Origin of the sequence: Erwinia sp. MYb375, assembly GCF_037479175.1 — a bacterium.
Taxonomy (GTDB): Bacteria; Pseudomonadota; Gammaproteobacteria; order Enterobacterales; family Enterobacteriaceae; genus Erwinia; species Erwinia rhapontici.
Genome location: NZ_JBBGZS010000012.1, coordinates 110964 through 124187 on the forward strand (window position 1 = coordinate 110964; position 13224 = coordinate 124187).

11 protein-coding genes are annotated in these 13224 nt (G+C 55.4%); 1 reads left to right on the top strand and 10 read right to left on the bottom strand.

Annotation, left to right across the window (positions count from 1 at the left end; all coding sequences use genetic code 11):
• Position 1 precedes the first annotated feature (1 nt).
• Genes WH279_RS05885 through WH279_RS05895 form a run of 3 tightly spaced genes read right to left on the bottom strand, consistent with a single transcriptional unit; the run spans position 2 to position 3118 of the window.
• Positions 2-1207 carry a thiolase family protein gene (locus WH279_RS05885; RefSeq protein ID WP_339455289.1) on the bottom strand — a complete coding sequence of 402 codons (1206 nt, stop codon included), beginning with the start codon at positions 1205-1207 and terminating at the stop codon, positions 2-4.
• The gene (locus WH279_RS05890) at positions 1170-2681 is read right to left on the bottom strand and encodes an AMP-binding protein (protein WP_339455290.1); all 1512 of its coding nucleotides are present in this window, start codon (positions 2679-2681) and stop codon (positions 1170-1172) included. Before WH279_RS05890 ends, WH279_RS05885 begins: the two co-directional genes overlap by 38 nt.
• A 5-nt stretch (positions 2682-2686) precedes the next feature.
• Complete coding sequence (locus WH279_RS05895) at positions 2687-3118, bottom strand: acyl-CoA thioesterase (protein WP_445235264.1); 432 nt, start codon at positions 3116-3118, stop codon at positions 2687-2689.
• A gap of 46 nt (positions 3119-3164) precedes the next feature.
• Between WH279_RS05895 and WH279_RS05900 the strand changes: the two genes are divergently transcribed.
• Entirely contained in the window at positions 3165-4151 is a 987-nt protein-coding gene (locus tag WH279_RS05900) for a zinc-dependent alcohol dehydrogenase family protein (protein ID WP_339455292.1), read from the top strand.
• Positions 4152-4476: 325 nt separating this feature from the next.
• Here WH279_RS05900 and WH279_RS05905 read toward each other — a convergent pair whose 3' ends face one another.
• The 7 genes from WH279_RS05905 to aceE all read right to left on the bottom strand — a co-directional run bounded on the left by WH279_RS05905 (position 4477) and on the right by aceE (position 13184).
• On the bottom strand, positions 4477-5013 hold the full coding sequence (locus WH279_RS05905) for a biotin transporter BioY (protein WP_133842257.1): 537 nt from the start codon (positions 5011-5013) through the stop codon (positions 4477-4479).
• A complete protein-coding gene (locus WH279_RS05910) occupies positions 5013-5657 on the bottom strand; it encodes an energy-coupling factor transporter transmembrane component T family protein (RefSeq protein WP_200641623.1) in 645 nt (214 codons plus the stop codon). Before WH279_RS05910 ends, WH279_RS05905 begins: the two co-directional genes overlap by 1 nt.
• A complete protein-coding gene (locus WH279_RS05915; RefSeq protein ID WP_200641624.1) occupies positions 5654-6328 on the bottom strand; it encodes an energy-coupling factor ABC transporter ATP-binding protein in 675 nt (224 codons plus the stop codon). The genes WH279_RS05910 and WH279_RS05915 overlap by 4 nt, the downstream gene beginning before the upstream one ends.
• A 13-nt stretch (positions 6329-6341) precedes the next feature.
• On the bottom strand, positions 6342-7046 hold the full coding sequence (locus WH279_RS05920; protein WP_339455293.1) for an SDR family NAD(P)-dependent oxidoreductase: 705 nt from the start codon (positions 7044-7046) through the stop codon (positions 6342-6344).
• Between the two features lie 130 nt (positions 7047-7176).
• Positions 7177-8604, bottom strand: a complete 1428-nt coding sequence (gene lpdA / locus WH279_RS05925; RefSeq protein ID WP_133842715.1) for a dihydrolipoyl dehydrogenase — start codon at positions 8602-8604, stop codon at positions 7177-7179.
• A gap of 300 nt (positions 8605-8904) precedes the next feature.
• Positions 8905-10506, bottom strand: a complete 1602-nt coding sequence (aceF, locus tag WH279_RS05930) for a pyruvate dehydrogenase complex dihydrolipoyllysine-residue acetyltransferase (protein WP_339455294.1) — start codon at positions 10504-10506, stop codon at positions 8905-8907.
• 14 nt (positions 10507-10520) lie between these two features.
• Positions 10521-13184 carry a pyruvate dehydrogenase (acetyl-transferring), homodimeric type gene (aceE, locus tag WH279_RS05935; protein WP_339455295.1) on the bottom strand — a complete coding sequence of 888 codons (2664 nt, stop codon included), beginning with the start codon at positions 13182-13184 and terminating at the stop codon, positions 10521-10523.
• Positions 13185-13224 lie beyond the last annotated feature (40 nt).

The window sequence follows — 13224 nt, forward strand, 5'->3', positions numbered from 1 at the left end:
TTTAAAGCCGCACCGCTTTAAATAACGCACTTAATCCCAGCCCTCCGGCGATGCCCAACATCGCCAGACCAAAGCCGCCACTGTGCGGCTGACCCAGAAGCTGGCTGAACAGACGCGTTACCATTATCGCACCTGATGCGCCATAAGGATGCCCCAGAGCAATAGCGCCGCCCTGGCGGTTAATCCGCATCTCATCAATATGCAAAGCATCAACAGACCCCAGAACCTGGGCAGCAAAAGCTTCGTTAAACTCAATGACATCGACCTGATCCAGCGTCAGACCCGGCTGGCGCGCCAGCAGTTTCTGCGTGGCGGGCACCGGCCCGAGGCCCAGAAGATTGGGATCGACGCCTGCGCTGCAGGCATCCGCAAACAGCAGTCCTTCGGTAAAACCACTGGCACGTGCCCTGCGGCGGCTCATCACCAGAAGCAACGATGCGCCATCATTCAGCGGGCAACAGTTGCCTGCCGTTACTGTTCCGTCAGCGGCAAACACCGGCGACAATGCCGACAGCTTAGCCAGCGAGGTGTCGGCACGCGGACACTCATCGTTCTCCACCAGACGTCCCCTGACGCTAACCGGGACAATCTCCTGCCGAAATGCCCCCTGCTGCTGTGCCGCCAGCGCACGCTGATGGCTGCGCAGGGCAAAATGATCCTGACGCTGCCGGCTGATGCCACACTGGCGCGCCACATTCTCGGCCGCCATGCCCATCTCCGGGTCACCGATATCATCCGGTGAAAACTGCGCCCGCCCGAAGAAACGCGGCATCTGTTTCAGCGATGCGGGTTTTTCCACGCGCCACGGTGCAGTACTGACACTTTCAACGCCGCCCGCCAGATAACACTCCCCTGCTCTGGCCTGCACCAGACGGCAGGCATTAATCACCGCTTCCAGCCCGGAACCACACTGGCGATCCACCGTAACGGCAGGAACAGAGAGCGGCAAACCCGCCGTCAGCGCTGCCAGCCGGGCAATATTGCCACCGCCGCCCGTCGCATTCCCGATAATCACTTCATCAATCGCGGTACACTCCGCGGGCAGAGTCGCCATGATGTGCTCAAACAGCGGTGCAAGCAGCGCGGCCATCGGCACACCGTCAAAGATGCCATAAGCTCTGCCAACCGGAGTACGTCGGGCAGCGACGATCACCGGCTGCCAGTCATCCTCAGGCTGATAATTCAGTAAGCTCTTTGCTGCTGCCATGTTGTGCGATCCTTTTTTCCAGCTCGGCGCGTTTTATTTTACCGCTCGGCGTCAGTGGCCAGTGTGTAATATGATAAAACTGGCGCGGGACTTTATATTTCGCCAGCAGTGAGCGGCAGCGTTGTGATAACTGTTTCAGTTCTTCTGGTGCGCCCTCAACAATAGCGACCATTTTCTTACCCAGATAATCATCATCCACCGCAATCACCACGGCTTCAATAATTCCCGGCAGGGATTTAATCGCTGACTCTATTTCAGAGAGATAAATATTATTGCCACCGCTGAGGATCATATTTCCCCGACGGCCAATCACATGCAGTCGATGATCATCATCGAGATAACCGATATCGGCCACCGTCGCCGTTGACTGATATTTCACGAACGCGCTGCCGTCATCGCCCCACAAATAACGGTCGATAATTTGTTCGCTGGTAATATAGATGGTGCCCGGCTGATACGCGGGAAGAACCTCTCCCTGATCATTACGGATGCTAATCTCCACACCGGGAAACGCCTGGCCGACCGTTGCCAGCGATGCGCTGATATCGGCATCCTCCAGGGTGGAAACGGCAATAAATCCCAGCTCTGAAGCCCCGTAATATTCCTGCATTCGGGCAACGGGAAACAGTGCCCGCGCCTGACGATAGTGGTTCAGCTCCAGCTTGGCACCGGCGCTTAACAGACGCTGGAGGCTGGGATATGCGCTGCCTTCTGCCACACGAGCAAACCCGGCGATCATCGTGGGGACGACCACCAGCCGTTCAATCTGTCGCTGCGCAATCAACGCCAGCGCCGCCGCAGGCTGCCACTGCCCGGGACTGTAGAAGGTCCCTCCGGCGTACAGCGTTTCATTCAGGCAGTAAAGGCCAATACCGTGAGAAAGAGGACCGGGAAACAGCGTTGAGGGGGCATGTTTTAACCCAAAGAGCGCTTCACCGTTTTCAAAGCTACAGCGCCAGGATCGTCGCGATCGAATAAAGGCTTTCGGCAGACTGGTGGTGCCGGAGGTAAAGTTGATCAGAAACGGCGTGTCAGCCTGCATCCCGGCGGTAAATTCGGGATCGTCTGGCAGAACACATGGCGCGGGTTCGCTATCGACAGCCAGCCAGCGGATCGCCAGCTGCTCGGCCAGTGCGATCAGCGCCCGATCCTCTGCTTTCAGCAGCAACAGATCCGGCGCCAGCCGTCGCAGCATATCGTGGCGTTGTTCAACTGGCGCGTGAGGATCGATAATCGCCGCCGTAAAAGGCTGCGCAGTGGCCGCCAGCCAGGCAACGGGGAAGGTAATATCGTTACCGATGGCTATTGCTACAGTGCGGTTTTCACTAGTGGAAGGCATCCGGCACAGCTGCTGGTACAGCACCTGCGCACGCTGCCACAGCTGCTGCCAGCTCAGCGTGTAACCTTCAATATCAACGGCGGTCAGGTCGGGATGGTTTTCTGCATGCTGCTTAACTCTGTCGTGAACCGGCATGACGATCAGGCCCCGACAAACGGAAAGTGCCGGGTGAGCGCCTGACGGGCTTCATCCGGGATCGGGCACGGCTTATTATCCGTTGGATTCACACAGACCCAGATGAATTTGCCTTCGGCGCACAGCGTGGTTTTATCATGGAGCATTAAACGGATGGTGAAAATTAAACTGCTGTTACCGATTTTCTCAATCAATACCTGAGGTAACACCACATCATCCACCGACAGCGGATGAAAGAAGGTGGCTTCGCATTTTTTCACATGGTAGGCCACACCTGCGGTATGGGGGCGAAATAAAGGCAGAATATCAGCGCGGCGAAACGCATTAACCACAGCATCTTCACAATAATCTAAATAAACAGAATTATGCACGTGACCGTTTAAATCTATATCGCGCATTGATACGCGAAATGTTTCGCTATTATACTGTTCCTGCATAAAAATCATTAACCTGTCAACCGGACAACACTGAAGAAAATATACCATGAAAGAGACTTTATTCACCAGAGCAGTCGTCCGGGAGTTCGGCAAAATCGGTGAGGTGATGCAGCTTGAACTGTGCCCACTCACAGAATTAACTACAGGCCAGGTGCGGGTGGAAATGGCCTTCGCCACCATCAACCCCTCTGATATTATTACTATTTCTGGCGCCTATCGTTCACGTATCGCCCTGCCCTTTGTACCGGGCTTCGAGGGAATGGGCAGAATAAGCCAGAGTCATGAGCCCGGGTTACCCGTCGGCCAGCGTGTGTTACCCGTTGGCAGCATGGGAGCCTGGCAGCATTATAAGGACAGCGATCCGCAGTGGTGTTTTACCCTGCCAGATTTCGTAACTGACCAGCAGGCGGCGACCAGCTACGTCAACCCAATGACAGCGCTGCTGATGTTGACCGAGGAGATGTATTTCACACCCGGGATGCGCATCATCATCAATGCAGCAAACTCGGCCATCGGTAAGATGCTGATCCGCATCGCCAATCATCTGGGGCTGACGCCGATTGCGATTGTGCGTAAGGCAGAGAATCTTGATTTATTCAGCGGGTATGCCACAGAGCAGGTGCTGAACAGCAGCGCACAAGATTATCCACAGGCGCTGACTGCATTAGCACAAAGCGGCGGCGTCGCGGCTATTTTCGACTGTATCGGCGGCGATGAGTCTCTGGCGCTGGCCCAGGCACTGACGCCGGGTGGGCAGTTTATTCACTATGGCCTGCTGTCTGGTCAGCCGATCCCGGCGACCTTCTGGCGCAGCCGCCCGGATATCCGCTTCTCGAACTTCCATCTGCGCCTGTGGGTGCATAATCACGAGAAAAGCGTGGTGCAGCGTAAGATCAACGAGGTGATGGCGCTGATCCACGACGGCGTGATTGCCACCGAGATTGTCGCCGAATATGCGCTGGAAGAGATTGATCAGGCGGTCAAAGCCGTGCAGTCAGGGGAGTTGAAAGGGAAGATTTTATTGCGGATGTAACCATTATTCCGGGAAAAAACCCGGGCGAGGCTTGCCTCGCCCCTACGCAGATTCCCGTAGGGGTCGGGCATGCCCGACCCGTTTACAACGTCAGATAAGCCCCCACGCAGATCACCGTAGGGGGCGGGCATGCCCGCCCCGTTTACAATGTCAGATAAGCCCCCACGCAGATTCCCGTAAGGGGTCGGGCATGCCCGCCCCGTTTACAATGTCAGATAAGCCCCCACGCAGATCCCCGTAGGGGTGGGGGCAGGCCCCCCCCCCCTCACAATGTCGGATAAGCCCCCACGCAGATCACCTTAGGGGGCGGGCATGCCCGCCCCGCTTACAATGTCGGATAAGCCCGGCGCACCGCGCGAATGATCAGCACCGCCAGCACCACTTTGACGATATCGCCCGGCAGGAAACCCAGAGAACCCAGCGCCGCCTGCTTCAGAGATAAGCCGGCTACCGCCGCAATCCACGGAATACCTGCCGAGTAGATCAGCACTACCCCGCCTAACACCAGGAACAGCACCTCTTTGACCAGCGTCAGTGAACGCAGGTTACGCTGATACAGGAAGCCAATCAGTAATGCTGCCAGCGGCCATGCCAGGATAAAGCCACCACTTGGACCGAGGAAAATCCCTAAACCACCGCGACCGCCCGCCAACAGTGGCAGGCCAATCGCCACCAGCACCACAAACAGCACCAGTGCCAGCGCACCGCGCTTCGCCCCGGCAATGGCACCGGCCAGCATCGGGCCTAAAGTCTGAGCGGTGATCGGCACAGCAATCACCGGCAGACTGAACGCAGGAAACAGACCCAGCGCGGCAGTGATGGCGGCAAACAGCGCAATATAAACAATATCTCGGGTGGACATTAAGATCCTCTCACTTTCTCAGCATCAGTGCGCTCACGGCGCAGTTGGGGGTCATAAGCGCGGGCTTCAAGCGCCGCCGCAATATCATCGGCCATTTTCAGGGTACGAACGATCACCGGAATGGCAATGGCGATCAGGCTGCGATCCAGCCCACGCGCTTTTTGCGCCTCCCGCACTTCTGCAACAATCGCTGCCAGCACCGGAATAAAACGCATCGCCAGCGACAGCGCCAGGCTGACCTTCGCCGGATTGATACGTACATAACGCAGCCAGAACAGGCCTTTCTCCAGGGCGTCAATCATCTCAGTGGTGCGCGTGGTGAGCGTCACCAGCGCCGCCATCAGCATCAGCGCTGCCAGCCGTGCAATCACCAGCACGCCGGACTGCCAATTGACCATCCACCACTGCACGGCAAACAACAGCACCAGTACCCACAGCAGCGGTTTAAGCTGCAACAACATAATACGGGGTGAGATACGCGCCAGTGGATAGAGCAGCCCGACCAACAGCAGAGCCGCCAGAGAGGTTTCCAGCCGGGGGAACACAAACAGCAGCGTGCCCAGTAGCGCCAGCGAAAGGATCTTCAGGCCGGGTGGCAGCCGGTGGATGATCGAATTTCCCGGGACGTAATCGCTTAATATCATGACATCATCCTGACGTACTCTTTCAGGGCCACCGCGGGCACGTCATCCATCACCACCTGGCCGTGATCAAACACCAGCACGCGATCGAAATCCTGTAAAAATTCCAGATCGTGAGAGACCACGATCGCCGTCTGATCGAGATCGGCAATAGCCTGCGCAATGCGCCGTTTATTACGCAGATCGAGTAACGTGGTTGGCTCATCAAAGACGATATATTCCGGCTCCATGACCAGCACGCCAGAGATAGCCAGCAGTTGCTTTTGCCCGCCGCTTAACAGATGAGCCGGATGCTGACGCAGATCCTGCATATCATAACGTGCCAGCGCCGCATCGGTGCGTTCGCGGATCACCTGCTTTGACAGCCCAAGGTTTTTCATGCCAAAAGCGAGATCTTCTTCAACCACCGGGAAGACAATCTGGTTGTCCGGATTCTGAAACACGAAGCCGACTTTACGCCGTACCGCTTTCCCCTGCTGACGGGTGTTCAAGCCATCAACCAACACCTCGCCCTGTTGCGGCAGCAACAGGCCGTTCAGCAGACGGGCAAAGGTACTTTTGCCGCACCCGTTGCTGCCGACAATACCAATGCGCTTTTCTGCGAGTTGCAGAGTGATGTTATCGAGGACCTTACGCTCACCATAAGCATGCGATACCCCTTTCAGTTCCAGCATAACGTCTCCTGGGTCAGACGGGTTTACGCGGACGATACTGCCGCCCGATGGTGAGTTGCTCCACAACCGCAGCCGGGGACAACGACATCACGAAATCAACCGCGCGGCAAAGATCGTCGGTACTCAGCATCTCATCGACGGCCAGACCGGAACCCTGCGCCATATCGGTATCCACCACGTCGGGGCAGAGCGTGGTGACTTTAATCCCCTGAGCTCCCAGCTCACGCGCAATCGATCGGCTGTATCCAACCAGCGCATGTTTGCTGGCGGCATAGCTGGCCACGCTGCCATAAGGCTGCACGCCGCTCACAGAGGCGAGATTAAAGATGCGCCCCTCAGGCGATTTCGACAGCCAGGGAACACACAGCTGGCAGAGATGATGAATGGCAGTGACGTTGGTCGCCAGCATGGCGCTGAAATCATCCAGCGCTGTCTGCGTTGATCCGCCACGGAAGATCCCCGCCGCGTTGATCAGCACATCAAGCTGTGCGTGCACGCTCAGTGCCTGCTGCACCTGTTGTGCCACCGCCGGATAATCGCAAACATCCAGTGCCAGCGTCTGCACGCGTGCAGAGCCGAGAGTGTTTGCTAAGGCGTTCAGCGCCTGCGCATTCCGTGCAATGAGTATCAGGTGATAACCCGCAGCATGGAGATGGCGGGCAAGATGGTGACCGATACCACGTGAGGCACCGGTGATCAGGGCAACTTTATTCGACACAACGAGCCTTTTGACCGGTCAGAAATTGCCAGCAAAGATACGCGATTTTGCGGCGCCCTGCGCGGTTTTTTACGGAAAGACAGAAAGCAAAACGGCTCCCGCAGGAGCCGTTTTTACACACCAAAGCGAGTTATTTCTTTTTCGCTTTCGGGTTTGGCAGGTCGGTAATGCTACCTTCGAAGATTTCCGCCGCCAGACCCACCGATTCGTGCAGGGTTGGGTGAGCGTGGATGGTCAGAGCCAGATCTTCAGCATCACATCCCATCTCGATAGCCAGACCGATTTCACCCAGCAGCTCGCCGCCGTTGGTGCCAACAATCGCACCACCGATCACGCGGTGAGTGGTTTTGTCGAAGATCAGTTTGGTCATGCCGTCTGCACAGTCGGAAGCGATAGCACGGCCTGATGCTGCCCACGGGAAGGTGGACGTCTCATAGCTGATGCCTTTCTCTTTCGCTTCTTTCTCGGTCAGACCGACCCAGGCAACTTCTGGCTCAGTATAGGCGATCGATGGGATCACTTTCGGGTCGAAGTAGTGCTTCAGACCAGAAATCACTTCTGCCGCCACGTGGCCTTCATGCACACCTTTGTGTGCCAGCATTGGCTGACCCACGATATCGCCGATAGCGAAGATGTGTGGCACGTTGGTACGCAGCTGCTTGTCGACACGGATAAATCCGCGCTCGTCCACTTCCACGCCCGCTTTGCCAGCATCCAGGCCTTTACCGTTAGGTACGCGGCCAATCGCTACCAGAACCGCGTCGTAACGCTGTGGTTCTGACGGCGCTTTTTTACCTTCCATCGTTACATAGATGCCGTCTTCTTTGGCTTCAACTGCGGTAACTTTGGTTTCCAGCATCAGGTTGAACTGCTTGCTGATGCGTTTGGTGAAGACTTTCACCACGTCTTTATCAGCCGCCGGGATCACCTGGTCAAACATCTCGACCACGTCGATCTGAGAACCCAGCGCGTGATACACGGTACCCATTTCCAGACCGATGATGCCGCCGCCCATAACCAGCAGACGCTCAGGCACTTCTTTCAGTTCCAGCGCATCAGTGGAGTCCCACACGCGTGGATCTTCATGGGGAATAAACGGCAGTTCAATCGGACGGGAACCCGCAGCGATGATGGCATTGTCGAAAGTGATGACGGTTTTAGAACCGTCTTCAGCGGTGACTTCCAGGGTGTTAGCACCGGTGAATTTACCCAGACCGTTGACCACATTCACTTTGCGGCCTTTCGCCATGCCCGCCAGACCACCGGTCAGCTGGGTGATGACTTTTTCTTTCCAGGTACGAATCTTGTTGATGTCGGTTTGCGGCTTGCCGAACACGATACCGTGCTCTTCCAGCGCTTTGGCTTCTTCAATCACCTTCGCCACGTGCAGCAGGGCTTTAGAAGGGATACAGCCGACATTCAGACAAACACCACCGAGGGTGCTGTAACGCTCAACGATCACGGTCTCCAGACCTAAATCCGCTGCACGGAAGGCTGCAGAGTAGCCTGCAGGACCTGCCCCAAGTACCACGACCTGAGTTTTAATTTCTGTACTCATCATGACCTCTTATTTGATTGTCCGGCGGGTCAGAGCAGATACCCGTCATACTTGAATCTGCATCTGTGTTGGCTACGCTCGCTCACCCGAATCACTGACTTATGTAAGCTCATCGGGATTCCCTCGCTTGCCGCCTTGATGCAGCTCCAATTATTTTGGGTATATATTTCAACGCCCTTCATCCACCGGGACGCGTTCACCGCAAGAGTTTACAGAATTGTTAATAAACTGCAAACCACGGCGCCACGAATCACTACAACAACTTACCAGAAGGCCGGCTTACGCCGGCCTTCTTCAGGATTACATCACCAGGCGGCGAATGTCGGCCAGTGCGTTATTAATGATGGTGATGAAACGCGCACCATCAGCACCGTCGATAACACGGTGGTCGAAGGAGAGTGACATCGGCATCATCAGACGCGGCGTGAACTCTTTACCATTCCAGACCGGCTCAATCGCAGACTTGGACACACCGAGGATAGCCACTTCCGGCGCGTTCACGATAGGCGCGAAGTGGGTTGTCCCGATACCACCGAGGCTGGAGATGGTGAAGCAACCGCCCTGCATTTCGCCCGCAGTCAGTTTGCCATCACGTGCTTTTTTGGAGATAGCCATCAGTTCGCGAGACAGCTCAGTGATGCCTTTCTTGTTCACATCTTTGAACACTGGAACCACCAGACCGTTTGGCGTATCAACCGCCACACCGATGTTGATGTATTTCTTCAGCGTCAGTTTCTGTGCGTCTTCAGACAGCGAGCTGTTTAAACGTGGCATCTGCTCAAGCGCAGCCGCGACCGCTTTCATGATGAACACCACCGGGGTGAACTTCACATCCAGCTTACGCTTCTCAGCTTCGGTGTTCTGCTGTTTGCGGAACGCTTCCAGCTCAGTGATGTCGGTTTTGTCGAAGTGAGTCACGTGTGGGATCATCACCCAGTTACGGCTCAGGTTCGCACCAGAGATTTTCTGGATACGGCCCAGTTCAACTTCTTCGATCTCACCAAACTTGCTGAAGTCCACTTTCGGCCAAGGCAGCATGCCTGGCAGACCGCCGCCAGCAGCAGCAGGTGCTTCAGCGCGTTTCACCGCGTCTTTCACATAGCTCTGCACGTCTTCTTTCAGAATACGGCCTTTACGTCCGGTGCCTTTGACTTTCGCCAGGTTTACACCGAATTCACGTGCCAGACGGCGGATAACCGGAGTGGCATGGACGTAAGCATCGTTTTCTGCGAATTCTGACTTCGCCTCCGCTTTCGCAGGCGCAGGAGACGGAGCCGCTTTCTCTTCCTGTTTAGCCGGAGCAGGTGCAGCGGCAGCGGTAGTCTCGGCAGGAGCGGCGGCTGGCGCAGCACCTTCAACTTCGAAGACCATTACCAGAGAGCCGGTGCTGACTTTGTCGCCAGCGCTGATTTTGATCTCTTTAACCGTACCCGCGAATGGTGCAGGCACTTCCATTGAGGCTTTGTCGCCTTCAACGGTGAGGATCGACTGTTCAGCTTCAACTTTGTCGCCCACTTTCACCATGATCTCGGTGACTTCAACTTCGTCGCCGCCGATATCCGGTACGTTAACCTCTTTTGCTGCGCTGGCCGCCGGGGCCGCTGCAGGTGCGGCTGCCGGAGCCGCTTCTTCTTTCTTCTCTTCGCCTGCTGCCGGTGCTGCTGCACCGCCTGCCGCTTCGAAGATCATGATCAGTTTGCCGGTTTCGACTTTATCGCCGGTAGCGACTTTGATCTCTTTAACCACACCAGCCTGTGGGGATGGCACTTCCATTGAGGCTTTATCGCCTTCAACGACCAGCAGTGACTGCTCAACTTCTACAGTGTCGCCCACTTTGACCAGAATCTCGGTGACTTCAACTTCGTCTGCGCCGATGTCCGGGACATTAATTTCGATAGCCATTACTCTATTACCTCTTATGCCAGACGTGGGTTGACTTTATCAGCGTCGATATCGAACTTAGCGATAGCGTCTGCCACCACTTGTTTGTCGATTTCGCCACGTTTAGCCAGTTCACCCAGGGCTGCAACCACCACGTAAGATGCGTCCACTTCGAAGTGGTGACGCAGATTCTCACGGCTGTCTGAACGACCGAAGCCGTCAGTACCCAGTACGCGATAATCGCTGGCAGGGATATAGCTGCGAACCTGCTCGGCGAACAGTTTCATATAGTCAGTCGATGCCACAGCAGGTGCATCGTTCATCACCTGAGCGATGTACGGCACGCGGGCTTCTTCTGTTGGATGCAGCATGTTCCAACGCTCACAGTCCTGACCATCACGGGCCAGTTCGGTGAAGGAAGTCACGCTGTAGATGTCAGAACCGACACCGTAATCTTTCGCCAGGATCTCTGCCGCGTCACGCACGTGGCGCAGGATAGAACCTGAACCCAGCAGCTGAACTTTACCTTTGCTACCTTCTTTGCTGTCCAGTTTGTAGATACCTTTACGGATACCGTCTTCTGCACCGGCCGGCATTGCTGGCATGTGGTAGTTTTCGTTCAGTGTGGTGATGTAGTAGTAAATATTTTCCTGAGCATCGCCGTACATACGCACCAGACCGTCATGCATGATGACCGCGACTTCGTAAGCGTATGCTGGATCGTAAGAGATACAGTTCGGGATAGTCAGAGACTGAATGTGGCTGTGACCATCTTCGTGCTGCAGACCTTCACCGTTCAGGGTGGTACGACCGGAAGTTCCGCCGACCAGGAAGCCACGAGCCTGCTGATCACCTGCTGCCCAGCACAGGTCGCCGATACGCTGGAAACCGAACATGGAGTAGTAGATGTAGAACGGGATCATTGGCAGGTTATTGGTGCTGTAAGACGTTGCCGCCGCCAGCCACGATGCGCCTGCACCCAGTTCGTTGATACCTTCCTGCAGGATCTGACCTTTCTCGTCTTCTTTATAGTAAGCAACCTGCTCACGGTCCTGCGGGGTGTACTGCTGGCCATTCGGGCTATAAATACCGATCTGACGGAACAGACCTTCCATACCGAAGGTACGGGCTTCATCGGCAATGATTGGCACCAGGCGATCTTTGATCGACGGGTTCTTCAGCATCACGTTCAGGGCACGTACGAAGGCGATCGTGGTTGAGATCTCTTTGTTCTGCTCATCCAGCAGCTGACGGAAATCTTCCAGGACCGGCATCTCCAGCTTCTCGCTGAATTTCGGCTCACGGGTTGGCAGGTAGCCGCCCAGTTTTTCACGCTGACCATGCAGGTAGTTGTATTCGTCAGACCCTTTATCGAAGGTCACGTACGGCAGTTTTTCGATGGCTTCATCGCTGACCGGCACGTTGAAACGATCACGGATATAGCGTACGCCATCCATGTTCATTTTCTTCACCTGGTGCGCAATGTTTTTGCCTTCGGCAGTCTCACCCATACCATAACCTTTAATGGTATGTGCCAGAATCACCACAGGTTTACCTTTGGTATCCTGCGCTTTTTTCAGTGCAGCGAAGACTTTCTTCGGATCGTGACCACCACGGTTCAGAGACCAGATCTCGTCGTCGGTCAGATCTTTCACCAGCTCAGCCGTTTCCGGATATTTACCGAAGAAGTGCTCACGAACGTAGGCGCCGTTACGGGATTTGAAGGTCTGATAGTCACCGTCAACGGTTTCGTTCATCAGTTGGATCAGTTTACCGCTGGTATCTTTACGCAGCAGCTCATCCCAACGACCACCCCAGATCACTTTAATCACTTCCCAGCCAGCACCACCGAAGATACCGTCCAGTTCGTTGATGATCTTGCCATTACCCGTCACCGGGCCATCAAGGCGCTGCAGGTTACAGTTGATGATGAAGACCAGGTTATCCAGTTTTTCACGGGTCGCGATAGTGATCGCCCCTTTGGATTCCGGCTCATCCATCTCACCGTCGCCCAGGAAGGCGTAAACGGTCTGCTGAGAGGTATCTTTCAGGCCACGGTGTTCCAGATATTTCAGGAATTTAGCCTGATAGATCGCACCCAGTGGACCCAGGCCCATAGAAACGGTCGGGAACTGCCAGAAGTTAGGCATCAGTTTAGGGTGCGGGTAAGAGGACAGGCCTTTACCGTCAACTTCCTGACGGAAGTTGTTCATCTGGTCTTCGGTCAGACGACCTTCCAGGAAGGCACGCGCATAAACACCCGGAGAGATGTGGCCCTGGAAGTAAACCAGATCGCCGCCGTCTTTTTCAGTGCGCGCACGGAAGAAGTGGTTGAAACACACTTCATACACGGTGGCAGAAGACTGGAAGGAAGACATATGGCCGCCCAGATCCAGATCTTTCTTGGAAGCACGCAGAACGGTCATGATGGCGTTCCAGCGAATAGCGGAACGGATACGACGCTCTAAAGACGTGTTGCCCGGGTATTCCGGCTCATCTTCAACAGCAATAGAGTTAATGTAGTTATTGGCTCCCGCGCCGGCAGCCACTTTAACGCCACCTTTACGTGCGCCGCTCAATACCTGGTCAATCAGATACTGTGCGCGCTCAACACCTTCTTCACGGATGACCGATTCGATCGCTTCTAACCAGTCGCGAGTTTCGATCGGATCCACGTCATTGTTTAAACGTTCTGACATGGGGGGTATTCCTTATCTGTGTCTAATTACGTTGAATTGT